The organism is Microbacterium sp. NPDC058345 (assembly GCF_042723855.1).
GTDB lineage: Bacteria > Actinomycetota > Actinomycetes > Actinomycetales > Microbacteriaceae > Microbacterium.
Window position 1 is genome coordinate 561,291 of sequence record NZ_JBHXIG010000003.1, and the last position, 22,041, is coordinate 583,331.

24 protein-coding genes and 1 tRNA gene are annotated in these 22,041 nt (G+C 70.7%); 13 read left to right on the plus strand and 12 right to left on the minus strand.

Going from position 1 to position 22,041, the window contains the following annotated elements:
• Positions 1-8 precede the first annotated feature (8 nt).
• A complete protein-coding gene (locus ACFWH5_RS14285) occupies positions 9-653 on the plus strand; it encodes an NUDIX domain-containing protein (RefSeq protein WP_378835708.1) in 645 nt (214 codons plus the stop codon).
• A gap of 36 nt (positions 654-689) precedes the next feature.
• Here ACFWH5_RS14285 and ACFWH5_RS14290 read toward each other — a convergent pair whose 3' ends face one another.
• Both ACFWH5_RS14290 and ACFWH5_RS14295 read right to left on the minus strand, forming a co-directional pair.
• Positions 690-1,895, minus strand: a complete 1,206-nt coding sequence (locus ACFWH5_RS14290) for a homoserine O-acetyltransferase (protein WP_378835710.1) — start codon at positions 1,893-1,895, stop codon at positions 690-692.
• Positions 1,896-2,047: 152 nt separating this feature from the next.
• Positions 2,048-3,370 carry a bifunctional o-acetylhomoserine/o-acetylserine sulfhydrylase gene (locus ACFWH5_RS14295; protein WP_378835713.1) on the minus strand — a complete coding sequence of 441 codons (1,323 nt, stop codon included), beginning with the start codon at positions 3,368-3,370 and terminating at the stop codon, positions 2,048-2,050.
• A 151-nt stretch (positions 3,371-3,521) separates the two neighbouring features.
• Here ACFWH5_RS14295 and ACFWH5_RS14300 point away from each other — a divergent pair, with 151 nt between their 5' ends.
• From ACFWH5_RS14300 to ACFWH5_RS14310, 3 genes are read left to right on the plus strand one after another with little or no spacing between them, the layout of a single operon-like run.
• Positions 3,522-4,307, plus strand: coding sequence for an SDR family oxidoreductase (locus ACFWH5_RS14300; RefSeq protein ID WP_378835716.1), 786 nt, complete (start codon positions 3,522-3,524; stop codon positions 4,305-4,307).
• Complete coding sequence (locus tag ACFWH5_RS14305; protein ID WP_378835718.1) at positions 4,307-5,005, plus strand: uracil-DNA glycosylase; 699 nt, start codon at positions 4,307-4,309, stop codon at positions 5,003-5,005. The genes ACFWH5_RS14300 and ACFWH5_RS14305 overlap by 1 nt, the downstream gene beginning before the upstream one ends.
• Entirely contained in the window at positions 5,002-5,505 is a 504-nt protein-coding gene (locus ACFWH5_RS14310; protein ID WP_378835721.1) for a GNAT family N-acetyltransferase, read from the plus strand. The genes ACFWH5_RS14305 and ACFWH5_RS14310 overlap by 4 nt, the downstream gene beginning before the upstream one ends.
• A gap of 2 nt (positions 5,506-5,507) precedes the next feature.
• On the opposite strand, the gene ACFWH5_RS14315 is transcribed toward ACFWH5_RS14310, so the two are convergent.
• Genes ACFWH5_RS14315 through ACFWH5_RS14340 form a run of 6 tightly spaced genes read right to left on the minus strand, consistent with a single transcriptional unit; the run spans position 5,508 to position 11,430 of the window.
• Entirely contained in the window at positions 5,508-6,305 is a 798-nt protein-coding gene (locus ACFWH5_RS14315; RefSeq protein WP_378835723.1) for an ABC transporter ATP-binding protein, read from the minus strand.
• Entirely contained in the window at positions 6,302-7,105 is an 804-nt protein-coding gene (locus tag ACFWH5_RS14320) for an ATP-binding cassette domain-containing protein (RefSeq protein WP_378835725.1), read from the minus strand. Before ACFWH5_RS14320 ends, ACFWH5_RS14315 begins: the two co-directional genes overlap by 4 nt.
• Positions 7,102-7,998, minus strand: a complete 897-nt coding sequence (locus ACFWH5_RS14325; protein WP_378835727.1) for an ABC transporter permease — start codon at positions 7,996-7,998, stop codon at positions 7,102-7,104. The genes ACFWH5_RS14320 and ACFWH5_RS14325 overlap by 4 nt, the downstream gene beginning before the upstream one ends.
• On the minus strand, positions 7,995-8,945 hold the full coding sequence (locus ACFWH5_RS14330; protein WP_378835729.1) for an ABC transporter permease: 951 nt from the start codon (positions 8,943-8,945) through the stop codon (positions 7,995-7,997). Before ACFWH5_RS14330 ends, ACFWH5_RS14325 begins: the two co-directional genes overlap by 4 nt.
• A 2-nt stretch (positions 8,946-8,947) precedes the next feature.
• The gene (locus ACFWH5_RS14335) at positions 8,948-10,483 is read right to left on the minus strand and encodes an ABC transporter substrate-binding protein (protein WP_378835731.1); all 1,536 of its coding nucleotides are present in this window, start codon (positions 10,481-10,483) and stop codon (positions 8,948-8,950) included.
• Between the two features lie 32 nt (positions 10,484-10,515).
• Entirely contained in the window at positions 10,516-11,430 is a 915-nt protein-coding gene (locus ACFWH5_RS14340; protein WP_378835733.1) for an alpha/beta fold hydrolase, read from the minus strand.
• Between the two features lie 221 nt (positions 11,431-11,651).
• On the opposite strand from ACFWH5_RS14340, the gene ACFWH5_RS14345 reads away from it, so the two are divergent.
• Together ACFWH5_RS14345 and ACFWH5_RS14350 are read left to right on the plus strand one after the other, a co-directional pair.
• A complete protein-coding gene (locus ACFWH5_RS14345) occupies positions 11,652-12,356 on the plus strand; it encodes a tyrosine-protein phosphatase (protein ID WP_378835735.1) in 705 nt (234 codons plus the stop codon).
• Between the two features lie 39 nt (positions 12,357-12,395).
• Positions 12,396-12,869, plus strand: a complete 474-nt coding sequence (locus ACFWH5_RS14350) for an SIP domain-containing protein (RefSeq protein ID WP_378835737.1) — start codon at positions 12,396-12,398, stop codon at positions 12,867-12,869.
• Here ACFWH5_RS14350 and ACFWH5_RS14355 read toward each other — a convergent pair.
• The 4 genes from ACFWH5_RS14355 to ACFWH5_RS14370 all read right to left on the minus strand — a co-directional run bounded on the left by ACFWH5_RS14355 (position 12,848) and on the right by ACFWH5_RS14370 (position 16,974).
• On the minus strand, positions 12,848-13,297 hold the full coding sequence (locus ACFWH5_RS14355) for a Fe-S oxidoreductase (RefSeq protein WP_378835739.1): 450 nt from the start codon (positions 13,295-13,297) through the stop codon (positions 12,848-12,850). The two genes, ACFWH5_RS14350 and ACFWH5_RS14355, sit on opposite strands and share 22 nt — an antisense overlap.
• Complete coding sequence (locus ACFWH5_RS14360) at positions 13,294-14,091, minus strand: arginase family protein (RefSeq protein ID WP_378835740.1); 798 nt, start codon at positions 14,089-14,091, stop codon at positions 13,294-13,296. The genes ACFWH5_RS14355 and ACFWH5_RS14360 overlap by 4 nt, the downstream gene beginning before the upstream one ends.
• Positions 14,092-14,148: 57 nt before the next feature.
• Positions 14,149-14,889, minus strand: coding sequence for a PspA/IM30 family protein (locus tag ACFWH5_RS14365; RefSeq protein WP_378835742.1), 741 nt, complete (start codon positions 14,887-14,889; stop codon positions 14,149-14,151).
• A gap of 66 nt (positions 14,890-14,955) precedes the next feature.
• On the minus strand, positions 14,956-16,974 hold the full coding sequence (locus tag ACFWH5_RS14370; protein WP_378835745.1) for a TPM domain-containing protein: 2,019 nt from the start codon (positions 16,972-16,974) through the stop codon (positions 14,956-14,958).
• Between the two features lie 122 nt (positions 16,975-17,096).
• Between ACFWH5_RS14370 and ACFWH5_RS14375 the strand changes: the two genes are divergently transcribed.
• The 7 genes from ACFWH5_RS14375 (at position 17,097) to ACFWH5_RS14405 (ending at position 21,926) form a co-directional block, all read left to right on the plus strand.
• On the plus strand, positions 17,097-17,945 hold the full coding sequence (locus ACFWH5_RS14375; RefSeq protein WP_378835747.1) for a DUF3097 domain-containing protein: 849 nt from the start codon (positions 17,097-17,099) through the stop codon (positions 17,943-17,945).
• Positions 17,946-17,971: 26 nt separating this feature from the next.
• Positions 17,972-18,697: a tRNA (guanosine(46)-N7)-methyltransferase TrmB gene (gene trmB, locus ACFWH5_RS14380; protein ID WP_378835749.1), complete on the plus strand. Its 726-nt coding sequence runs from the start codon at positions 17,972-17,974 to the stop codon at positions 18,695-18,697.
• Entirely contained in the window at positions 18,694-19,563 is an 870-nt protein-coding gene (locus ACFWH5_RS14385; RefSeq protein WP_378835751.1) for a CPBP family intramembrane glutamic endopeptidase, read from the plus strand. The genes trmB and ACFWH5_RS14385 overlap by 4 nt, the downstream gene beginning before the upstream one ends.
• A gap of 38 nt (positions 19,564-19,601) precedes the next feature.
• Entirely contained in the window at positions 19,602-19,988 is a 387-nt protein-coding gene (locus tag ACFWH5_RS14390; protein WP_378835753.1) for a DUF1304 domain-containing protein, read from the plus strand.
• A gap of 74 nt (positions 19,989-20,062) precedes the next feature.
• Positions 20,063-21,361 carry a cysteine desulfurase gene (locus tag ACFWH5_RS14395; protein ID WP_378835755.1) on the plus strand — a complete coding sequence of 433 codons (1,299 nt, stop codon included), beginning with the start codon at positions 20,063-20,065 and terminating at the stop codon, positions 21,359-21,361.
• Positions 21,361-21,801: a Fe-S cluster assembly sulfur transfer protein SufU gene (sufU, locus tag ACFWH5_RS14400; protein WP_378835758.1), complete on the plus strand. Its 441-nt coding sequence runs from the start codon at positions 21,361-21,363 to the stop codon at positions 21,799-21,801. The genes ACFWH5_RS14395 and sufU overlap by 1 nt, the downstream gene beginning before the upstream one ends.
• A gap of 52 nt (positions 21,802-21,853) precedes the next feature.
• A tRNA-Arg gene (locus ACFWH5_RS14405) sits at positions 21,854-21,926 on the plus strand.
• Positions 21,927-22,041 lie beyond the last annotated feature (115 nt).

Consider the following 22,041-nt stretch of genomic DNA (forward strand, 5'->3'; position numbering starts at 1 on the left):
GTGTCGGCATGAGCGCACCTCTGCCCGTCGCCGGCACCGCCGTGGTCCTCCGTGACGGGCCGCGTGGCCTGGAGACCCTGCTGCTGCGTCGCCCGGAGACCGGGTCGTTCGCCGGCGCGTGGGTGTTCCCCGGCGGCAAGGTCGAGGACGTCGACGTGGTGCCGGGGGAGACCGAGACGGATGCCGCCCGCCGGGCCGCCGTGCGCGAGGCGCAGGAGGAGACCGGCATGCGAGTCGCCGATGCCGCCGTGCTGTCGCACTGGACACCGCCGCCGCAGACGCCGGTGCGCATCAGCACCTGGTTCTTCCTCGCCCGTGACCTCGGCGACGAGCTGCATCTGAGTGCCGGAGAGATCGTGGACGCCGTCTGGCTGACGCCCGAGCAGGCGTTCGACGGGCACGTCGACGGCTCCCTCACCCTGTTCCCGCCCACCTGGGTCACCTTGCACGGTCTGCGCGGGCACCGCACCGTCGATGAGGCGTACGCGTCGCTCGGTGACCCCGAGCACTTCGCCACGCAGGTGACACCCGTGAAGGACGGCATGCTCATCACCTGGCAGGGTGATGAGGAGCATCCGGGCGGACCGGGAGTGTTCGGCGCCCGCCACCGACTCACCACCGGCGTCCTGCCGTGGCGGTACGAGCGCACCTGAGCGCGGCGCGGCAGGGCGCCGCCGGCGCCCGGCGGATCAGGCGTCGAGCAGACGCCGCAGATGCGCGCCGACGGCATCCGTCTCGATGAGGAACCCGTCGTGGCCGAAATCGCTGGTCAGCACGATCGCCTCGTCGTCGATGAGCTCCGGGATGCTGCGCGCGATGCGCTGCTGGCCGTCGACGGGGAACAGCCGGTCGGTGTCGATGCCGATCACCAGGGACCGCGCCGTGATGGTGCGCAGCGCCTCTTCGACGCCGCCGCGATCGCGACCCACGTCGTGCGAGTTCATCGCCTCGACGACCGTGAGGTAGCTGTTGGCATCGAACCGGCGGGTGAACTTGTTGCCGTGGAAGTCGAGGTAGGACTCCACGGCGAAGCGCCCCCCGCGGCCGAGCGGCGACACCCCGGACTGCCAGGACCGCTGGAAGCGCTGGTTCAGCTCGATGGGACTGCGGTAGTTCAGCAGCGCCATGCGCCGTGCGAGGGCGAGACCGCGGTGGGGTCCCTCGCCGAGTGCCGCGTCGTAGTACTCCCCACCGGCGAACCGCGGGTCCATGCGCACCGTCTCGAGCTGCACGAAGTTCAGGGCCAGCTGGTCGGCGGTCGTCACCGGGGGAGACGAGAGCACGGCCAGCCGCTCGACCCGCTCCGGCTGCATGATCGCCCACTCCAGCGCGTGCATGCCGCCCATGGAACCGCCGATCACGGCCGCCCAGCGGTCGATTCCCAGCGCCTCGGCCAGGCGGATCTGCGCCGCCACCTGGTCGCGGATGGTGAGGTACGGGAACCTCGACGCCCACTCGCGGCCGTCCGGGGCGATGCTCGCCGGTCCCGTGGAGCCCTGGCATCCGCCCAGCATGTTCGGCGCGATCACGAACCAGCGGTCGGTGTCGATCGCGGCACCCGGACCGACCACGTCCTCCCACCAGCCGGCGGTCGGGTGACCGGCGCCGGCGGCGCCGCGCACGTGGCTGTCGCCGGTGAGGGCGTGCAGGATCAGGACGGCGTTGTCGCGTGCCTCGTTCAGCTCGCCCCACGATTCCCAGGCCAGCCTGGTGCCGGGCAGGTCGGCGCCGTTCTCGGTGCGGAAGTCGCCCAGGTAGGTGAACCGCCGGTGACCGGCCGGGTCCCCGTCTCGCCACGCGCCCGTGGCCGGGGGGCGGGCGCGGAGCAGGCGCACATCGGCCTCGGTCACCGGTGCCGAGGGCACCGTGTCCTCCGAGGTCGTCTGCCAGTCCATGCGTCCATTCTCGCCTGCCGGCGTCCCCCGCACCCGCAGGTTACGCGCCCGGCGCGGTCGAGAGGGAGCAAGATGCCGGCCGGGGTGGGCCGGAGATGCAGACGGGCGGATGCTGCGGACCGGAGTCCGGAGCATCCGCCCGTGGCAGGGGATCAGGCGCGGGCGGCCTCGGAGACGCGTCGCGCGGCGGCGAGCGCGGTGTCGAGGTCGGCCTTCAGATCGTCGACGTTCTCGATGCCGACCGACAGGCGCACCAGACCGGGCGTGACGCCGGCGGTGAGCTGCTGCTCGGGCGAGAGCTGCGAGTGGGTGGTGGATGCCGGGTGGATAACCAGCGAGCGGACGTCGCCGATGTTGGCGAGGTGGCTGAACAGCGACAGGCTGTTCACGAACTCGCGGCCGGCCTCCACGCCGCCCTTGAGTTCGAACGACAGCACTGCTCCGACACCCTTGGGTGCGTACTCGTTGGCCTTGGCGTACCACGGCGACGAGGGCAGGCCCGAGTAGTTCACCGACGCGACATCGTCGTGGTTCTCCAGCCACTCGGCGATCTCCTGCGCGTTCTGCACGTGGCGCTCGATGCGCAGCGACAGGGTCTCGATGCCCTGGATCAGGTTCCAGGCGCTCTGCGGGGCGATCGCCGAGCCGAGGTCGCGCAGCAGCTGCACCCGGGCCTTGATGATATAGGCCAGGCCGTCGCCGACCGCCGTCGTGTAGCTCGCGCCGTGGTACGACGGGTCGGGCTCGGTGAGGCCGGGGAACTTCTCGACGTTCTTGGACCACTCGAACGAGCCGCCGTCGACGATCGCACCGCCGATGGTGGTGCCGTGGCCGCCGAGGAACTTGGTGACCGAGTGGATGACGATGTCGGCGCCGTGCTCGAACGGACGGATCAGGTACGGCGTGGCGATGGTGTTATCGACGATGAGGGGCACGCCGTTCTCGTGCGCGATGTCGGCGATGGTGCGGATGTCGAGCACGTTGATCTTCGGGTTGCCGATGGTCTCGGCGAAGAACAGCTTGGTGTTCGGGCGCACCGCGGCGCGCCACTCGTCGGGGTCGTCCTGGTTCTCGACGAAGGTGACCTCGACGCCGAGCTTGGCCAGCGTGTACTTGAAGAGGTTGTAGGTGCCGCCGTAGATCGAGCTGGACGCCACGAAGTGGTCGCCGGACTCCGCGATGTTCAGGATCGCGAAGGTCGACGCGGCCTGGCCGCTGGAGAGCACGAGGGCGCCGGTGCCCCCTTCGAGCGCCGCGAGTCGCTGCTCGAGCACGTCCTGCGTCGGGTTCTGGATGCGGGTGTAGATGTTGCCGAACTCGGCCAGCGCGAAGAGGTTCGCGGCGTGGTCGGCGTTGTCGAAAACGTACGAGGTGGTCTGGTAGATCGGCGTCGCGCGCGCCTTGGTGACCGGGTCGGGCGCAGCGCCCGAATGGATCTGCTTGGTCTCGAAGCGCCAGTTCTCGGGTGCGGACATGAGGTTCTCCCGGGTCTGAGATGGATGAAGTCGTGCGGCGGATGCCTTGCAGCGAGAGTACGGTCAGGCTGCGTTCGTCAACAACAGTCCGGAAATGTGACGTAACAGAGCGTTGTGGGGCCGTGACGGGGAAAGGTCGTACGGTGGAGGCATGGTGAACAGACGTGCCGTGGTGACCGGGGCGAGTACGGGTATCGGAGAGGCGACGGTGCGCGTCCTGCGCGCACAGGGCTGGGACGTGGTCGGCGTGGCGCGCCGCGCCGACCGGCTGGAGGTGCTCGCCGACCAGACCGGGGCGAGTGCGGTCGCGTGCGACCTGACGGATGCGGATGCGGTGGAGGCGCTCGTCGCCGAGCTCGACCGGAGCGGACCGGTTCACGCGCTGGTGCAGGTCGCCGGAGGCGCCCGCGGCACCGACAGCGTCGAGGAGGGCTCGATCGCGGACTGGCAGTGGATGTACGACGCCAATGTGCTGAGCACCCAGCGGCTGGTGTCCGCCATGCTGCCGCTGCTGCGCAAGGCCGCCGAGGCGGACGGACACGCCGACACGGTTTTCGTGACCTCGACGGCCGCTCAGGTGGCGTATCCGGGTGGGGCGGGGTACAACGCCGCGAAGGCCGCGGAGGCCATGCTCGTGAAGGTGCTGCGACAGGAGCTCAACGGCGAGCCGATCCGCGTGGTGGAGGTGGCACCGGGAATGGTGCACACCGAGGAGTTCACGCTGAACCGGCTGGGCGGCGACCGGGTCGCCGCGGAAGCGGTGTACGCCGGCGTCGAGGAGCCGCTGCTCGCCGAGGATGTCGCCGACCTCATCGCCTACGCGCTGAGCGCGCCGCGCCGGGTGAACCTGGATCTCGTGACGATGCGGCCGCTCGCGCAGTCCGCCCAGCACCTGCTGGCACGCGGACCGCTGCACGTGCGCACCGACGTCGACTGATGCCGAGGAGCCTCGCCGAACTGGCGGCGGACGGCCGGATCGACCCCGGGTGGGCCGAGGCCCTGGCGCCGGTGCAGCCGCTCATCACGGACCTCGGCGACAGACTGCGCGCCGAACAGGCCGCCGGCCGCGGGTACCTTCCCGACGGCGCGAACGTGCTGCGCGCGTTCCAGCGCCCGCTCTCGGACGTGCGGGTGCTGATCACCGGGCAGGATCCGTACCCCACGCCAGGGCATCCGATCGGATTGTCGTTCGCCGTCGACCCCGGTGTGCGTCCGCTGCCGCGCAGCCTCGGCAACATCTACCGGGAGCGTCTCGACGACCTCGGCATCCCGCCCGCGACGCACGGCGACCTCAGCGCGTGGAGCGATCAGGGCGTCCTGCTGCTGAACCGCGTGCTCACCGTGCGACCCGGCACTCCGGCATCCCACCGCGGCTGGGGTTGGGAGCAGGTCACCGAGCTCGCGATCCGCACCCTGGTCGCGCGAAAGCGGCCGCTCGTCGCGATCCTGTGGGGCCGGGATGCCGCCGGCCTGAAGCCCCTGCTGGGCGACACCCCGCTGATCGAATCAGCGCATCCCTCTCCGCTGTCGGCGAGCCGAGGGTTCTTCGGCTCGCGACCGTTCTCGCGCGCGAACACGCTGCTGGAGGCGCAGGGGGCGGCGCCGATCGACTGGCGTGTGGCGGGTGAGGCGTGACCGGCCTGCGCATCCGCGCCGTGCAGGATGCGGACCTGCCGGCCGTCTGCGAGATCTACAACCACTATGTGCGCACGTCGACCGTGACGTTCGACGAGGTCGAGACCACCGTGGCGGCGTGGACCGAGAAGAAGTCGCGGATCGACGCCGCCGGCATCCCGTTCCTCGTCGCCGAGACGGACACCGCCGAGCTGCTCGGCTACGCGCTCGGGCAGCCCTGGTCACCGAAGTCGGCATACCGGTTCACGATCGAGAACTCGATCTACCTCGCGCCCTCCGCGGCAGGGCGCGGCATCGGACGGGCGCTGCTGGCGGAGTTTCTCACCGAATGCCGGACGGCGGGCCTGCGCGAGGTCATCGCGGTGATCGCGGATCAGGGCGCCGACGCCTCCGTCGCGCTGCACCGCAGAGCGGGATTCGACGACGCCGGCGCCCTGCGCCGGGTGGGCGTCAAGTTCGGCCGCGACCTGGGCGTCGTCTTCCTGCAGCGATCGCTCTGAGCTCACTCCCGCGGCGGCTCGGGGATCACCGGGATCGCGGCGAGCAGAGCCTTCGTGTAGTCGTCGGACGGATGCCGAAGCACGGCATCCGTTCGACCGTGCTCGACGATCCTGCCGTCCTTCATCACCGCGACGGTGTCGGCGAGGTTCTGCACCACGCCGATGTCGTGCGAGACCACGATCAGGGTGAGCCCCTCCTCCTGGCGCAGCTGCTCGAGCAGGTCGAGGATCTGGGCCCGCACCGTGACATCGAGGGCCGACAGCGGCTCGTCGCCGACGAGGATGCGCGGGCGATGCACGATGGCGCGCGCGAGCGCGATGCGCTGGCGCTGCCCGCCCGAGAACTCATGCGGGTGCCGTTCGGCCATCTCGGCGTCGAGCCCCACCTGCCGCAGGACCTCGGCGACGCGCGCGCGGTGATCGCCGTCGATGCCCAGCGCCCACAGCGGCTCGGCGATGATCCGCCCGGCGCTCATCCGAGGGTCGAGCGAGGCGTACGGATCCTGGAAGACGAGTCCCGTCTGCCGGCGCAGCCAGTGCAGCGAGCGCGCGGGAGCCGAGGCGTCCACCGCTCTGCCGTCCACGAGCACCCGGCCGGTGGTCGGCCGGTCGAGACCGAGCAGCAGGCGCACCAGGGTCGACTTGCCGGAGCCGGATTCGCCGATGATCCCGACGGACTCGCCGGCCGAGATCGTCAGGTCCGTGGGATGCAGTGCGGTGCTCGTGCGGCGGTGGTCGAACAGGGTGCGCCTGGGCAGCGGGAAGACGCGGCTCAGCCCCTCGGCGACGATCAGGCTCATGCGAGTCCTCCTTCCCCGGACGCATCGGGGCGCCACAGAGTCGCCGTGGCGTCGCGCAGCAGCGCCTGCGTGACGGGGGACGAGGGCGCGGAGAGGAGGTTCGACACCGGGGCGGACTCCACGACGCGACCATGCTCGAGCACCACTCCGCTGGTCGCGATCTGCGAGAGGACGGCCAGGTCGTGCGTGATGAACAGCAGCGACATGCCCTGCTCCTCGACGAGCGAGAGCAGGAGGCGGAGGATCTCGGCCTGGATGGTCACATCCAGTGCCGTCGTCGGCTCGTCGGCGATCAGCAGCCGCGGACGGCAGGCCAGGGCCATGGCGATCGCCACCCGCTGGCGCTGGCCGCCGGAGAGCTGGTGCGGGTAGCGGTCGACGATCGTCTCGGGGTCGGGCAGCCGCACCCGCGCCGCCTCCGCGATCGCCCGATCCCGTGCCTCGCGGCGGCCGATTCGCTCATGGATGCGCACGGATTCGGCGATCTGCCGGCCGACGGTGCGGATCGGGTTGAGAGCGGTGCGCGGTTCCTGGAAGACCATGCCGATCTCGTCGCCGCGCAGTGCCGCGAGCTCGCGGTCGGGCCTCCCGATCAGCTCGGCGCCGTTCCACCGGATGCTGCCCCGCGCGGTCGCCTGCTCCGGCAGCAGTCCCATCACCGCGAGAGCCGTGACCGACTTGCCCGAGCCGGATTCGCCGATCAGCCCGAGCCGTTCGCCGTCCGGCACCGCGAACGAGACGCCGTCGACGACCCGCCGGCCGTCGATCTCGACGACCAGGTCGCTGACCTCGAGGCTCATGCCACCACCCCCGGAGTGTGCGTCTCTGCCGAGCGGTGCGACAGGGTCGGGTCGGTGGCCTCGCGCAGTGCGTCGCCGAGCAGGTTCAGGCCGAGCACGGTGATCGTGATCGCGAGCCCCGGCCAGACGACGGTGAGCGGGTGCACCCCGATATAACGCTGCAGGTCGGCCAGCAGCACACCCCAGGAGGCGTCGGCGATCGACGCGCCGAACCCGAGATACGACAGGCCCGCCTCGGCGAGCACGGCGACCGCCATCGACCAGGACAGCTGCACGATGAACACCGGGGCGATGTTCGGAAGCAGGTGATGGACGAGATTCTGGCCCGCGGTCAGCCCGTTCGCGCGGCCGGCGAGCACGAAGTCGCTCTTCTGCACCCGGCGCAGTTCCGGTCGGGTCACGCGCGCGATGCTCACTCCGAAGCCGATGCCGACGGCGAACACCACGACCCACAGCGATCCGCCCCACACTGCGGAGATCATCATGGCGATCATCAGCACGGGGAAGGCGATCAGGATGTCGACCAGAACGGCGACGGTCTCGCGCAGCCAGCGCGCCGTGAGGGCGCCCAGCGCCGCCAGCAGCACACCCACGAATGTCGCGACGACGCCGGCGCCGACGGCGACGAAGGCGGTGGTGCGGGCGCCCGCCATGAGCAGGCTGAGGATGTCGCGACCGGTGCCGTCGGTGCCGAGCAGGTGCGGCCAGCCCGGGGCCGCCCACCGGCCGCGGATGTCGGCGAGCATCGGATCGAACGGCGTCCAGAACGCCGCGACGATCGCGGTGAGCGCGATCAGGAGCACGACGCCCACGCCGAACCTGCCCGTGCCGGAGGACAGCAGGACACGCAGCCAGCGCGGGGCGGACCGGCGCTCGTGCCGGGGCGTGCTCATTCCGCCTCCCTCTGCCGCGGGTCGATGGCGTGGTGCACGAGGTCGACCAGGAAGCCGATGACCAGCACGAAGCCGGTCAGCACGAGCAGTTCGCTCTGCACCTTCACGAGGTCCCGGGTGCCGACGTCGGCCACGAGCATCCGCCCGATGCCGGGGAGGGTGAACAGCTGCTCGATGACCACCGAGCCGACGATGATCCCTGCGACCTGCAGGCCCAGCACCGTGACGATCGACAGTCCCACGGCAGGGATGCCGTGCTGCACCAGGGCCTTTCGGCGGGTGAGCCCTTTGGCGGCCGCCGTGCGCACGAAGTCCTGACCCGCCGCCTGCAGCGTCGCGCTGCGCACGAAGCGCATCAGCATCGCGCCCTCCACGAGGCCGATCGTCAGCGCGGGCAGCAGCAGGGATTCGAAGGCGCGGGCGGGCGTCGACCAGCCGCTGCGCGGGAATCCCTGCGCGGGAAGCCAGCCCAGCCAGTGCGCGAAGACGACGACGAGCATCATCCCGGCCCAGATGACCGGAACGGCGGCGACCGCCTGCGCCGTGAAGCTCAGCGCGGTGCCGCCCACGCGCCCGCGCAGCAGGGCGGAGAGGATGCCGAAAGGCACGGCGATCAGCAGCGCGATGGTCAGTGACATCAGCCCGAGCGGAACCGTGACCCGAGCCTTCTCGGCCAGCTCCGCCCCGACGGAAGCGCCGCTGAGCTGCGACGTGCCGAGGTCGCCGCGCAGGATGCCGCCGATCCAGTCCAGGTACTGACCGATCAGCGGTGCGTCCAGGCCGAGCGACTCCCGGACCGCTGCGACCTGCGCCGGGCTGGCCTGCGTGCCGGCGATCAGCTGCGCCACGTCGCCGGGCAGCACCCTCAGCGTCAGGAAGATGAGCGCGCTGGCCACGAGCAGCCCTGCGATCAGCAGGGCTGCTCGGGTGAGCGCGTACCGGAGCACGGTCAGCCGGCGGAGGTCTCAGTCACACCGACGAGATCGATGCGGGAGTTGATCGAGTCCTCGGGGAATCCCGACACCCCCGGGATCAGCGCGGTGATCGTCTCGCCGTTGTAGAGCCAGTCGGCGGCGTGATCCTCGGAGACGATTCGCGCGGCCTCGGCGAGCAGATCCGCCGACGCCTCCGGATCGAGTTCGGCCTGTGCCTGGGCGTACAGATCCTGCACCTCGGCGTTGTCGTAGCCGAAGTAGTAGTCGGGGTTGGCGAAGTTGACGAAGTCGCGGGGCTCGACGTGCAGGACGAAGCTGAGGTCGTAGTCATGGTTGGTGTAGACGTCCTCCAGCCAGGTGGCGAACTCGACGCGGTTGACCTCCAGGGTCACACCGACCTTCGCGAAGTCGGAGATCAGCACCTGGGCCACCGTCGTGCCGTAGAACGACGGGATCGTCAAGGTCAGGTCGAGCTTCGCGTGCCCCGCCTCCTTCAGCAGCTGCTCCGCCTTCGCCGGGTCGTACGGGGCGACATCGGAGAGGTTCTCGTACCCGGGATCGAGCTCGGGGATCGGTCCGTACAGCGTCGTTCCCGCTCCGACCGCCTCGACCAGCGCCTCGTGGTCGATGGCCAGGCGCAAGGCCTCGCGCACACGGACATCGTCGAGCGGCGCCTTCTTGTTGTTGAAGGCGAGGGTGGCCTTGTCGGTCGTACGACCGGTCGTGGTCAAGAACTCACCGGTCTCCTCGAGCTGTGAGACGAGGTTCGGGTCGACGGCGGTGAGCACGTCCAGGGTGCCGTCCAGGGCCGCGTTCACCCCGGCGGTGAAGTCGGGGATGTAGTGGAAGACCACCTCGGCGACCCCGGCCTTCTCGCCCCAGTACTCGTCGAAGCGGGAGAAGGTGATCGTGCTGCCCTTGGCCCAGCGCTCGAGCGTGAACGGGCCTGTGCCGTTCTCGGCGGCCTTCAGGTCGGTCTCGTCGCCCGACTTGAACACGAGGCCGGCCGGGCCGGTGAGGGTGAACAGGAAGTTCTGGTCGGGCTCGCTGAGGGTGATCACCACGGTGCGCGCATCGGGGGCGGTGATCTCGGCGACGCCGGCGAACTCGGCGTTGCCCTGCACCCCGGCATCCGCCTTCACGGTCTGGTACGACGCCACGACGTCGGCCGAGGTCAGCGCGGTCCCGTCGTGGAAGGTGATGCCCTCGTTCAGCGTGAAGGTGTAGGTGAGGCCGTCGGGCGAGATCTCGTACGCATCCGCCAGTCGCGTCTCGACCTCGTTGTCCTGCGTGCGAGTGACCAGCCCCTCGTAGATGTTGTCGACGAGGACCTGCTCGAGCGCGGCACCGCTGGTGTGCCGGATGTCGAGGTTGGTGGGCTCGAGCACGAGCCCGACCGCCAGGCTCGCGTCGGGATCGGGTGCGCCCGTGGCGGCAGTCGGCTCCGGTGTGGCGGACCCGGTGCAGGCGCTGAGCGCCAGAGCGCCGGCGGCGATCGCGCCGATCAGCGCGAATCGTGCGCCGCGGCGAGGGATGGGGTGTCGGAGCATGGAGGGGCGTCCTCTCTGAGGGCTGGGAGGGGTCAGCGCGCGGAGCGCGCGAGAGCGTCGGTGATGAGGGAGGCGATGGACTCCGGAGCGGTCTCCTGCACGTTGTGCCCGGCCGCCACGGTGACGACCGAGGCCGCGGGGAGCCGCTGCTCGAAGGCGGAGACGTCCGAGTCCTGCAGGAAGCCCTTCGCGCCGCGGATCAGCGTGATCGGCGCATCGACGACGGTGAGGTCCTGCCACGGGTCACGAGCGGTGTCGGTGTTCGCGGTGCGCAGCGCATCGAAGGCGTGCCCGATGATGTGTGCGAAGTGGTGCTTCCACTCGACGCGCCCATCTGCGCGCACGCGCGTGTTGAAGAAGACCCCGCGTTCCGTGTCAGCGCGCGTGCCGCCGAATCCGAAGGCCTGAGCGCGATCCACGGCGTCCTCGCGTGAGGCGAAGTCGGTGGCACCGGCGTAGAACTCGCGCAGCACGGCGGGCGCCGCATCCGTGTCGAGTCCGGGGATGATGTCGACCAGCACGAGCTCTCGCACCCGCTCGGGGTGGCGGGCCGCCGCCGATGCGGCCGCGAGACCGCCGAGCGAGTGACCGACCAGCACCTGCGGACGGGGCGCCCAGGTCTGCAGGGCGATGGCGACATCGTTCGCGAGCGCGTCGGGGGCGTAGTCGGCGTCGTCGCGCCAGGACGAGTCGCCGTGCCCCGCGAGATCGACCACCAGGGCCGGTCGTCCGAGCAGCAGGACGACGGCATCCCAGGTGTGCGCGTTCAGCCCCGCGCCGTGCAGGAAGGTGACCTCCGGCTCGCCCGCCCCGTAGCGTAGAGCGCTCAGCGTGCGCCCGTCCGCGAGGGTCAGCGAGATGCGCGTCGCGTCCGGGACAGGGGTGCCGAGCGCGGCGGCCTGGGCGGGCAGGTAACGGAACTCGCTGGTGTCTTCAGCCACGGCCATATTCTGCTCTCGTGCACGACCGGAGACGAAATGCGAGAGCACAACGCCACGAGCGCGTGCGTAAGACAAAGCAATATGGCAATCAAAAGGGTTGTCGCCATGGCTATCTGCAATTCGGTCGACGACTCCGCGAAACTCCGCCTCGCTTAAGCTGGAGGCATGCTCGACATCGATCGCGCGGTGCTCGCAGGCCCGCATCCCGCGAAGGCGCGCAGGTCGCCGTGACCGTCATCAGTATCCCTGGTGTCGCCAACCTGCGCGACGTCGGCGGCATCCCCGTCGGCGCGTCTCGGGTGCGCGCCGGGGTCCTGCTGCGCTCGGGAAACCTCGCGCGACTGCGGCCCGAGGGCGATGCTCTCCTGCGTGCGCGCGTGCGCCGGGTGATCGACCTGCGCGATGACGCCGAGGTGCTCGCCGAGCCCTCGGCGCTCACGGGCGTTCCGACCACTCGCATCCCGCTGTTCCTCGGATCGGCGGCCTCGTTCTTCGCCGATGACATGAGTCTGGAGGGCATGTACCGGCATCTGGTCGACGACGCTTCCGATCGTCTGGTCGCGGCGGTCCGGATCATCGCTGCCGGCGAACCGACGCTCGTGCACTGCACCGTCGGCAAGGACCGCACCGGCGTCACCGTGGCGCTCGCCCTGTCGGCCGTCGGCGCGGATCGCGACGCGGTCGTCGAGGACTATGCGCTCACCGCCGCCCAGATGCCCGTGGAGCGGACGAGGGCGATCGTGGAGTACTTCCGCACGCACATGCCGGATGCCAGGCACGCGATCCAGCTCGCGACCGAGTCGCCGGCCCCGGTGATGGCGAAGCTGCTGGCCGGCATCGACCAGCGTCACGGTTCCGTCGCCGGCTATCTGCGCGCGATGGGGATGACGGATGCCGAGCTGGAGGCGCTGGGGGCCGCCCTGGTGGACTGAGGTAAGGCAACCCTTCATCGATGCTAGACTGACAGCGTCATGAGCATCGTCGAGACCTCCGCAGGCGCACGCGCCGCGCGCCGTGCGTCCCGACGGCAGCGTGTGCAGCACCTCATCACCGCCGACGAGCACTCGCTCGCCGAGCTGGAGGCCGTGCTGAGCACACTGCCGCTGTGCGCTGTGGGTCGTGTGTTCATCGAGGTGCCCGACAGCGACGCGGTGAGCGTCGTGGCGGCTCCGCCTCGCATGACGGTCACCTGGCTGCCGCGCTCGCGCCGCAGCGGCGCACCCGGCACCGGTGCGCGATGCGCCGCGGGGCAGGCGCTCACCCGCGCCGCCAACGCCTGGGCCGACGAGATGCTGTGCGGTGAGGCGGACGCGCCGCGCACCGAGGTGATCCTGCTCGGCGGCTACCTCAGCACCGCCGACATCGTCGAGCACCTCACCGTCGAGCGCGGCCTCCCTGTCGACGCGATCGACGCACCGGCACGCTACGGTCTCCTCGCGCGCTGACGCCGCAGGTAACCGCCGTCCTCCAAGCCCGCCTCGATCTCGAAGCGATTGCGCAGCGGATCGCGTCCGGCGAACAGGTACAGGAAGGGCATCAGCAGTCCGTAGCGCCGCCACTGCCACTTGTGCACGAGCTCGTGACGCAGCACCACATCCGACGGCTCGGCATCCCCGGTGAGATAGCACCCGCCCACGCAGACTCCTCCGCGCGCGAACGTCCATGCCGGCATGCCGCGGAAGATCCACAGCCCGTTGCGGCGTCGCACGGGGCCGGTGCTCCACAGCGAACCCCAGAGCCAGCCCACCGCGGTGCCCCACCAGTAGCCGGCCGCGCTGACGGGGGATCGCAGCAGGAACGAGGGTATGCGGCGATCGGCGCGTCGCCCGCGCGCGAGCAGCTGCTCCGCCTCGGCACGCCAGTCGCCGCTCATGCGACGGCGCCGATCAGGCGAAGCACCGTGCCCATGTCGTGCACGGCGTCTGCGGGACTGCGGGGTGCGAAGCCGGCGATCGTCGCCCCGGCGAGCGGCAGCTCGGAGCGCACGGCCTTGATCGCCGTGGTCAAGGCTGCCGTGGTGACACCGAACGGGGAGGGCGACGAGACGCCCTCGAACTCGGCGGGATCGAGCACGTCGACGTCGATGTGCACCCACACGCGCGCCGCGCCCGTCGCGCGTACGGCAGCGGCGACGGCGTCGGGTTCGACCTGCAGCGGCGGGATGGTCGACAGCTGAGACAGCTCGTCGCTCTCGCCCGGGTCTACGTTGCGGGCGCCGAGGACGACGACCCGGGAACGTGGGATGCCTGGGGAGAGGGCGAGCCGCGGTTCGCCCTCACCGAGGATCGCGCGCAGCGCCATGCCGGAGAACGCTCCGGACGGCGACGAGCCGGGATCGTTCAGGTCGGGGTGCGCGTCGCACCACAGCACCGCCACGTCGTCGAGCGTGCGGAGCGCCGACAGGGCGAACACGCTCACGCTGCAGTCGCCGCCGACGACCACCGTGCCCGGCTGCCAGGCGTCACGCACCAGGTCGCGCACCCGCAGCAGCGAGCTGAGTCGGTGCACTCCGGTGCCCAGTGATTCGCCCGCTTCGAGCGGCACGTCGAGGGCGATCGTGTTCTTGCGCGGCAGGTCGCCGGTGATGGCGGTGGCGCCGTCGACGAGCAGCATGGCGCGCGCGGCGGGTGAGCCCTGCCATTGCGGGGCGATGAGGAATCTGGTCATGCGGGTCTCCGAAGGGAGAAGAGGGCGGATGCCGCTGCCCGGCATCCGCCCTCCGTGTCACTCCGACTCGATGGCGGCCTGCGGCTTGCCGCCGGCCTTGAGCTCGGCGAGCCGGGCCTCGACCTCGGTGAGCTCGCCCAGGTCCTCGAGGCTCTCGAACTGCGCGTCGAGCGAGGAGGCCGCGATCTCGGCCTTGCCCTGGGCGATGGCCTCCTGCCGGCGGATCTTGTCCTCGAAGCGGCCCAGCTCGCTGGTCGGGTCGAGCACGTTGATGGAGCCGATGGCGTCCTGCACCTTGGTCTGCGCCTCGGCGACCTTCGCCCGGGCGAGCAGCTCGCTGCGCTTGGACCTGAGCTGCTCGAGCTTCTCCTTCATGCCGTTCAGGCCGCTCTTGAGCTTGTCGACGATCTCGGTCTGGGCGGCGATCTGCGGCTCGGCGGCCCTCGCCTCGCGCTCTTCGCTGATCTGGCGCTGGAGGGCGATCTTGGCGAGGCTGTCGAACTTGTCGGCGTCGGCGGTGCTGCCAGACGTGCGCAGCTCGTCCGCCTTGCGGCTGGCGGCGAGCGCCTTGTTGCCCCACTCGGTCGCCGCGCGCACGTCCTCTTCGTGATCGCGCTCGAGCAGGCGCAGGTTGCCGATCGTCTCGGCGATCGCGGACTCGGCGTCCGCGATGTTGTTGGTGTAGTCGCGCACCAGCTGGTCGAGCATCTTCTGCGGGTCCTCGGCCTGGTCGAGGAGCGCGTTGATGTTGGCGCGGACGAGCGTGGAGATGCGCCCGAAGATGGATTCCTTGGCCATGGTGTGGTTCCTTTTCTTCTCGGATGGTTGTCTTGCCGTGTTCGAGTCGTGCCGGAGAGCCGCCCGTCAGAAGCGGCCGCCCCCTCCGCTGCTTCCGCCGCTCCCGCCGCCGAAGCCGCCGACGGAGAATCCGCCCCCGCCGCCTCCGCCGAAGAAGCCGCCTCCTCCGCTGCTTCCGCCGCCGAGAATGCCGCCGCCTCCGCCGAAGCCGCCTCCGCCGAAGCCGCCTCCGCCGAAGCCGCCTCTGCCGCGACCGCCGGTGGCCTGACCGATGAGGATGCCGCCGAGCAGGGCACCGAGCGTGTCGCTGCTGCCGCCTCCTCGGTACCCGCCGCCCCAGCTGTCGACGTCGTTCTGGGCGAGCCGCAGCGCCTGCGTCGCAAGCCGGTCGGCGTGCTGCGCGAGGGCGAGCGCCTGAACCGGGTCGGTCTCCGCCAGGGCGATCGCCTGGGAGCGGGCGCTCTGAGCCTCGGCGAGACGGGTCCGCGCCGGTGACTGCACGGCGCCGCGACGATTCACAATGAACCGCTCGGCGGAGGAGATCTGAAGATCCGCGCGTCGCACGGCATCCGCGAGCAGGGTGCGCGCGCGTTGGATCCTGGCCTGCTCGTCGCGCACCTGGGCGATGACGGAGTCGATGGTGGCGTTCGCGGCGTCGAGGACCCGCAGTGCCGCCACCGGGTCGCGCCCCTCGGATCCGAGGTGCGCGTGCGCCTGTCGTATCGCCTGCTCGGCCGAGGCGACCGCCTGTGCGACCGTGCCCTGCGGGTCGGGCAGGGCACGCGCGGACTGCAGATCGCCGTTCAGCTCGGCGATGATCGCCTGGGCGCGATCGTCTGCGGCCTGCAGGTCGACCTGCAGCTTCTCGACGGCGTCCTCCAACTGGGTCGCCTGTTGCACGGCGCCCTCCGCCGCGCGGATCGAGACGGCCGCCTCGCCGGTCTCGCCGGCAGCGATCTGCCGCTCGGCCTCGGTGATCTGAGCGTCGGTGAAGGTCATCCGGGAGCCAGCCTCGGTCACGTTCTCGGCGACGGGAGAGACGACTCCGGATGCGTAGGCGGAGGAGAGGACGGCGAGGATCTGCGCGGCGCGATCGATCTCAGTGCCCGCGGCGGATCGGCGTCGGCGCACGTTCTCGAGGGCGGCGGGAGCGTTCTGCTCGAGTTGGCGCAGCGCGTCGAACTCGGCCTTGCGCTCCTCGAGCACCCGCGTGGACTCCGAGCACAGCTGCAGCACCCGCTCGTTCCAGGCGAGTCGCTTCTCATCGGTGTCGGGGACCTCGTCGTCGAGCTTCTGCTTGAGCGAGAACGCCTCGTCGAGGTTCGCGCGCGACGTCTGCAGCGCGGTGACGAACGCACCGATCACCTCGTCACCGAACTGCGCGCGGGCATACTCCAGCTCCTGCTCGCTGGAGCGCACCAGGTCGTCGGCGCGCACGAGCGCGATGCTCGCCTGCTGGGCGGTCTCCTGAATCTGTTCCTCGCGTTTCGCGCGCTCGGCGGCGCGCTTGCGGGCGCGGCGGACCAGCAACACGACCACGAGCACGACGACGCCGGCGAGCACCACGATGCCGATGATCACCCAGGTCTGCGCCGAACGCTGCGGGCCCAGGACATAGATGTCGTAGGCCTCGTCCGCGGCGGCCACTACGGCGGCGCTGAAGTCGCTGTCGCGGAGATCCGGGAGCATCGCGTCGAGGATGCGGTCGCGCTCCGCGACGGTCATCCTCCCGTCGTCGTGCCGCCACATCGTGAAGTTGCGGCCCTCCGTGGCGACGGAGATCAGGTACTGATCGGCGGTGAGACCGTTGCCGCCCGCGGTGGCGTCGGTCCACTGCTCGGCATCCGAGGGATCCGTGTAGTCGGGAACCAGGACGATGAACAGGTCGATGCGGGCCTCGGTGCGAAGCCTCTCGAGCGTGCTCTGCGCCTGCGAGAGATCGGCGCTCGAGACGACGCCGCTGCGGTCGGTGATGTATCCCGCGTCGAGGGGGCCGGGGGCGGTCGCTGATGCCGAGGCGAGCGAGAATCCGCCCAGGATCACACCCAGTGCGAGCGCGGCCAGCGCAAGCCACCGATTCCTCATCGTGATCCCTCCGTCGGCAGCCGCGCCCCCATGGATCGAGTCTATGCACACGCCCCGACACGCGACAGCATCCACTCGATGAACGCCGTTCGCCGTCAGCGGAGCCGCATACGCTGGATGGCATGCACGACGACAGGTACGGATCCGATGTGCTCTCGGACGGTTGGCGGGAGCGCGGTTTCGCGAAGGCGAGCGATGTGCCGGCCGAGAAGGATCTGGTCGTCGAGGTCGCCCAGGACGGCTACTGCGGTGCCGTCACCCGCGTGGAGGCGGGGCTCGTCGAGCTCGAGGACTGGAAGGGGCGACGACGCAGCTTCCCGCTGGGCGGCGGCTTCCTCATCGAGGGGCGCCCCGTGCGGCTCGTGGCGCCCTTGGCGAAGCCGCAGGGCGGCAGGCGCACGGCATCCGGATCCTTCGCCGTGGCGGACGACAGGGCCAGGGTGGCGCTGCCCAGCCGCATCCTCGTCGAGGGGCGGCATGACGCCGAGCTCGTCGAGAAGGTGTGGGGCGCCGACCTGCGCGTCGAGGGTGTGGTCGTCGAGTACCTGCAGGGTCTCGACCTGCTCGACGAGCTGCTCACCGCGGCGCCGCCGAACGCGACGCGACGCTACGGCGTGCTGGTCGACCATCTGGTTCCCGGTTCGAAGGAGTCGCGCATCGTGGAGCGGATCATGCGCGGCCCGCACGGCGCGCACCTGAAGATCGTCGGGCACCCGTTCATCGACGTCTGGCAGTGCGTGACGCCGGCGGCGATGGGCATCAAGGCCTGGCCGCGGATCCCGCGCGGCACGGACTGGAAGACCGGCATCTGCCGCGCGTTCGGCTGGCCGGCGGAGGATCAGGCCGACATCGCGCACGCGTGGAAGCGCATCCTGTCCCGGGTGACGACGTTCCGTGATCTGGAACCTGCGCTGCTGGGACGCGTGGAGGAGCTCATCGACTTCGTCACTGCGCCGCAGGGCGACGGCTGATCCGGGCGGACCGGTACCCTGGAGGGATGCCAGAGCCCCGCACCTTCCGCGACGAGCCGGTCTCCTTCGTGCGCCGCAGCGGCCGCATGTCCGAGGCGCAGGAGCGGGCGTTCGAGGAGCTCGCGCCGATCTACCTCCTCGACGTGCCGAGGGACGTCGCGCACACGTCCGTGCATCCGCAGGCGCGGCTCGACCCGGCATCCGCGTACGGGCGCACCGCCCCGCTGATCGTCGAGGTGGGCTCGGGCCAGGGGCACGCCATCGTCTCGGCGGCATCCGCCCGTCCGGCCGACGACTTCCTCGCGGTCGAGGTGTTCCGCGCCGGGCTCGCCCGGACCATGCTCGACGCCGACAGGGCGGGTGTGCGCAACCTGCGGCTGGTCGAGGCGAACGCCCCCGAGGTGCTCTCGACCTTCCTGCCCGAGGCCGCGGCATCGGAGGTGTGGATCTTCTTTCCCGATCCGTGGCACAAGAAGCGCCACACCAAGCGGCGTCTCGTGCGCCCCGGCTTCCCGGCGACGGCCGCGCGTGCGCTCGCCGACGGCGGGATGCTGCGCCTTGCGACCGACTGGGAGGATTACGCCGTGCAGATGCGCGAGGTGCTCGACGACTCCGCCGAGTTCGAGCGCGCCTTCGACGGAGACTGGGCCGAGCGCTTCGACGGTCGCGTGATGACGGCGTTCGAGCGCAAGGGCATCGCGAAGGGTCGCGACATCCGCGACCTGACCTACCGCAAGGTGTCGAGCGCGTGACCGCCGCGGCATGGCGGCGCTTCGCGCCTGCTGTGCTCGTGTGTCTCGCCGCGCCGGCGTTCTTCGCCTTCGGCTGGACCTGGGCGGGCTGGATCCTGCTCATCGCCGGTGTCGGCGCCGCCGCACTGATCGAGCGGGCGACGCCGGCGACGAGCCCGGTCTCGGCCGGAGCGCGATCGGGCGGATGGACGATCGGCGAGGGTCGTCGACCGTCGCTGACCCGCGATCTCGGCCTGATCGCGGCCGGCCTGCTGATCGTGCACGCCATCCCCCTCGCCGCAGAGCTCGACAACCTCGCGATGCTGAGGTTCACGCTCGCGCTCGGGGGAGCGGTGCTGGTGCCCTACGTGGTGTCCCGCTTCGTGTTCCGCGATCGCGCGATCTCGTTCCCGTGGCGCACGCACCGGCGGTGGACGCGCTGGCAGTGGGCATGGCTGGTGGGGGTGCTGGTGCTCGGCTGGCTGATCCTGCCGTTCTACTTCATCACCAGCGGTGTCTACCGCAACTGGCCCGTCGTCGACAGCCCGGAGCTCATCGGCCGGCTGTTCGTCGGGGTGGGTGCCGTCGGCATCTGGGACGAGCTGTTCTTCATCTGCACCGTCTTCGCCCTGCTGCGCCGGCACTTCCCCGACATGGTCGCGAACGCGCTGCAGACGATCGTCTTCGTCTCGTTCCTCTGGGAGCTGGGCTACCGGGCATGGGGACCGGCGCTGACCATCCCGTTCGCGCTGCTGCAGGGGTTCATCTTCCTGCGCACGCATTCACTCGCGTATGTCGTGACCGTGCATCTGCTGTTCGACGCCGTGGTGTTCACGGTGCTCGTGCATGCGCACAACCCCGGCCTGCTTCCGGTGTTCCTCGTCTGAGCATTGCTCGCCCGTGCGCGCCGGAGGAGAATCGGCGGATGCTGATCGCGGGCCTGATCCTCGCCGCCCTGGCGGGCGCCTTCCACGTGTACATCTTCGTGCTGGAGTCGCTGCGCTGGACGCAGCCCGCCACCCGTCGGATCTTCGGCGTGCGCAGCGCGGCCGACGCCGACACCACGCGGCAGCTGGCGTACAACCAGGGCTTCTACAACCTCTTCCTCGCCATCGCGGCCTTCACCGGCGTGGGGCTGGTCGCGGCCGGTCAGCCGGTCGCCGGCGTCACCCTCGTGCTCGCCGCAACGGGGATGATGGCCGGCGCGGCGCTCGTGCTGGTGCTGTCGGATCACACCAAGCGGCGGGCGGCGCTGCTGCAGGGCGGGCTGCCGCTGCTCGCCATCGTCGCGCTCGTCGTCGCCGTGGTCTGACGGTGCTCCGTACGTTTCCGCCGCCAGGCACCGGTGACGGTGCCGACGGCGCGCGCGAGTGAGAAGCTTGAAGGATGCAGAATCCCACCGCGACCGAGACCGCGCTCAGCGAGGCGGAGGTTCATCGCATCCGCGAAGACTTCCCGATCCTGCAGGCGCGGGTGAACGGGCATCCGCTCGTCTACCTCGACTCGGGCGCGACGTCGCAGCGGCCCCTGGCCGTGCTGGACGCCGAACGCGACTACCTGACCACCCTGAACGCCGCCGTGCATCGCGGCGCGCACACGCTCGCCGCCGAGGCGACCGACGCCTTCGAGGACGCCCGTGCCGCCGTGGCCGGGTTCGTGGGAGTGGACGACGACGAGATCGTTTGGACATCGAACGCCACCGAGGCGGTGAACCTCGTCGCGTACGCGCTGTCGAACGCCTCGATCGGGCGCGGCGGAGCGGCCGCCCAGCGGCTGAGGCTCGGTGCGGGCGACGAGATCGTCACCACCGAGATGGAGCACCACGCCAACCTGATCCCCTGGCAGGAGCTCGCGGCCCGCACCGGGGCGACCCTGCGCGTGATCCCGCTCGATGACGAGGGCGCGCTGCGGATGGACGAGGCGGCGCGCCTGATCGGACCGCGCACGAAGCTCGTCGCGGTCACGCACGTCTCGAACGTGCTCGGTGTCGTCAACCCCGTCGAACAGATCGTCGCGACCGCCCGGGAGGTCGGCGCCCTGGTGCTGCTCGACGCCTGCCAGTCGGCGCCGCATCTTCCGCTGGATCTGCACGCGCTGGACGTCGACTTCGCGGTGCTGTCGGGTCACAAGATGCTCGGCCCGACGGGAATCGGCGCGCTGTACGGGCGTCGCGAGCTGCTCGAGGCGATGCCGCCCTTCCTCACCGGCGGGTCGATGATCACCACCGTCACCACCACCGAGGCCGCGTACCTGCCGCCGCCGCAGCGCTTCGAGGCGGGCACGCAGCGCGTGTCGCAGGCGGTCGCGCTCGCCGCGGCGGTGCGGTATCTCGCGTCGATCGGCATGTCGAGGATCGCCGCGCACGAGGCGGAGCTGGGTGCGCATCTCGTGGCGGGTCTGTCCGCTCTGGAGGGTGTCCGCGTGCTCGGCGCGGGCATCGACCTGCCCCGCGTCGGCCTGGCGAGCTTCGATGTCGCCGGCATCCATGCGCACGACGTCGGCCAGATCCTCGACGATGCGGGGATCGCGGTGCGGGTCGGCCACCACTGCGCCCAGCCGCTGCACCGGCGTCTGGGTGTCACCGCCTCCACGCGCGCCAGCACGTACCTGTACACCACGCGCGACGAGGTGGACGCCGTGATCGCGGGCGTCGCCCGCGCCATCGATTTCTTCCGGAGGGCGTGATGACCTCACCTGACCTGCAGGGGCTCTACCAGGAGCTCATCCTCGATCACTCCCGCTCGCCGCACGGTTACGGCCTGCGCGGGGAGATCGCCGCGCAGTCCCATCAGGTGAACCCCACGTGCGGAGACGAGATCACTCTGCAGATGCACCGTGCCGCCGACGGCACGATCGAGGCAGTCGCCTGGGAGGGGCACGGCTGCGCGATCTCGCAGGCGTCGGCGTCGCTGTTCGCGGAGCTCGTGGAGGGCATGCCCGAGGCCGAGGTGTCTCAGCGGATCGACGTGTTCCGCGAGGCCATGCGCTCGCGCGGGAGGATCGAGCCCGATCCGGAGCTGCTCGGCGACGCCGCGGCGCTCGGGGGAGTGTCGAAGTACGTCGCCAGGGTGAAATGCGCGATGCTCGCCTGGGTGGCCGCCGAGGACGCGCTGCGCAAGGGCTGAACGATCGGCCGGCACGGAGTCGCCGTCGGTGAATGATAGGCTCGATGGGTTCGCCTCCGTAGCTCAGCGGATAGAGCGCCGGTTTCCGGTACCGTAGGTCGCAGGTTCGATTCCTGTCGGGGGCACGAACGTCGAAGCGGGCCGCCCCCCCCCGGCGCCCCGGGGCGGTGGAAACACACCCCCACAACCCCCCCCCCCCCCCCCGGCGCCCCCCGCCCCCCCCAAAACAGGAAACCCCCA

What these genes read in the sequence shown, in the direction of transcription:
- ACFWH5_RS14285 (WP_378835708.1), top strand. Translation starts at nt 9, where the DNA reads ATGAGCGCACCTCTGCCCGTCGCCGGCACCGCCGTGGTCCTCCGTGAC.
- ACFWH5_RS14290 (WP_378835710.1), bottom strand. Translation starts at nt 1,895, where the DNA reads ATGGACTGGCAGACGACCTCGGAGGACACGGTGCCCTCGGCACCGGTG.
- ACFWH5_RS14295 (WP_378835713.1), bottom strand. Translation starts at nt 3,370, where the DNA reads ATGTCCGCACCCGAGAACTGGCGCTTCGAGACCAAGCAGATCCATTCG.
- ACFWH5_RS14300 (WP_378835716.1), top strand. Translation starts at nt 3,522, where the DNA reads ATGGTGAACAGACGTGCCGTGGTGACCGGGGCGAGTACGGGTATCGGA.
- ACFWH5_RS14305 (WP_378835718.1), top strand. Translation starts at nt 4,307, where the DNA reads ATGCCGAGGAGCCTCGCCGAACTGGCGGCGGACGGCCGGATCGACCCC.
- ACFWH5_RS14315 (WP_378835723.1), bottom strand. Translation starts at nt 6,305, where the DNA reads ATGAGCCTGATCGTCGCCGAGGGGCTGAGCCGCGTCTTCCCGCTGCCC.
- ACFWH5_RS14320 (WP_378835725.1), bottom strand. Translation starts at nt 7,105, where the DNA reads ATGAGCCTCGAGGTCAGCGACCTGGTCGTCGAGATCGACGGCCGGCGG.
- ACFWH5_RS14325 (WP_378835727.1), bottom strand. Translation starts at nt 7,998, where the DNA reads ATGAGCACGCCCCGGCACGAGCGCCGGTCCGCCCCGCGCTGGCTGCGT.
- ACFWH5_RS14335 (WP_378835731.1), bottom strand. Translation starts at nt 10,483, where the DNA reads ATGCTCCGACACCCCATCCCTCGCCGCGGCGCACGATTCGCGCTGATC.
- ACFWH5_RS14340 (WP_378835733.1), bottom strand. Translation starts at nt 11,430, where the DNA reads ATGGCCGTGGCTGAAGACACCAGCGAGTTCCGTTACCTGCCCGCCCAG.
- ACFWH5_RS14350 (WP_378835737.1), top strand. Translation starts at nt 12,396, where the DNA reads ATGAGCATCGTCGAGACCTCCGCAGGCGCACGCGCCGCGCGCCGTGCG.
- ACFWH5_RS14355 (WP_378835739.1), bottom strand. Translation starts at nt 13,297, where the DNA reads ATGAGCGGCGACTGGCGTGCCGAGGCGGAGCAGCTGCTCGCGCGCGGG.
- ACFWH5_RS14360 (WP_378835740.1), bottom strand. Translation starts at nt 14,091, where the DNA reads ATGACCAGATTCCTCATCGCCCCGCAATGGCAGGGCTCACCCGCCGCG.
- ACFWH5_RS14365 (WP_378835742.1), bottom strand. Translation starts at nt 14,889, where the DNA reads ATGGCCAAGGAATCCATCTTCGGGCGCATCTCCACGCTCGTCCGCGCC.
- ACFWH5_RS14370 (WP_378835745.1), bottom strand. Translation starts at nt 16,974, where the DNA reads ATGAGGAATCGGTGGCTTGCGCTGGCCGCGCTCGCACTGGGTGTGATC.
- ACFWH5_RS14375 (WP_378835747.1), top strand. Translation starts at nt 17,097, where the DNA reads ATGCACGACGACAGGTACGGATCCGATGTGCTCTCGGACGGTTGGCGG.
- trmB (WP_378835749.1), top strand. Translation starts at nt 17,972, where the DNA reads ATGCCAGAGCCCCGCACCTTCCGCGACGAGCCGGTCTCCTTCGTGCGC.
- ACFWH5_RS14390 (WP_378835753.1), top strand. Translation starts at nt 19,602, where the DNA reads ATGCTGATCGCGGGCCTGATCCTCGCCGCCCTGGCGGGCGCCTTCCAC.
- ACFWH5_RS14395 (WP_378835755.1), top strand. Translation starts at nt 20,063, where the DNA reads ATGCAGAATCCCACCGCGACCGAGACCGCGCTCAGCGAGGCGGAGGTT.
- sufU (WP_378835758.1), top strand. Translation starts at nt 21,361, where the DNA reads ATGACCTCACCTGACCTGCAGGGGCTCTACCAGGAGCTCATCCTCGAT.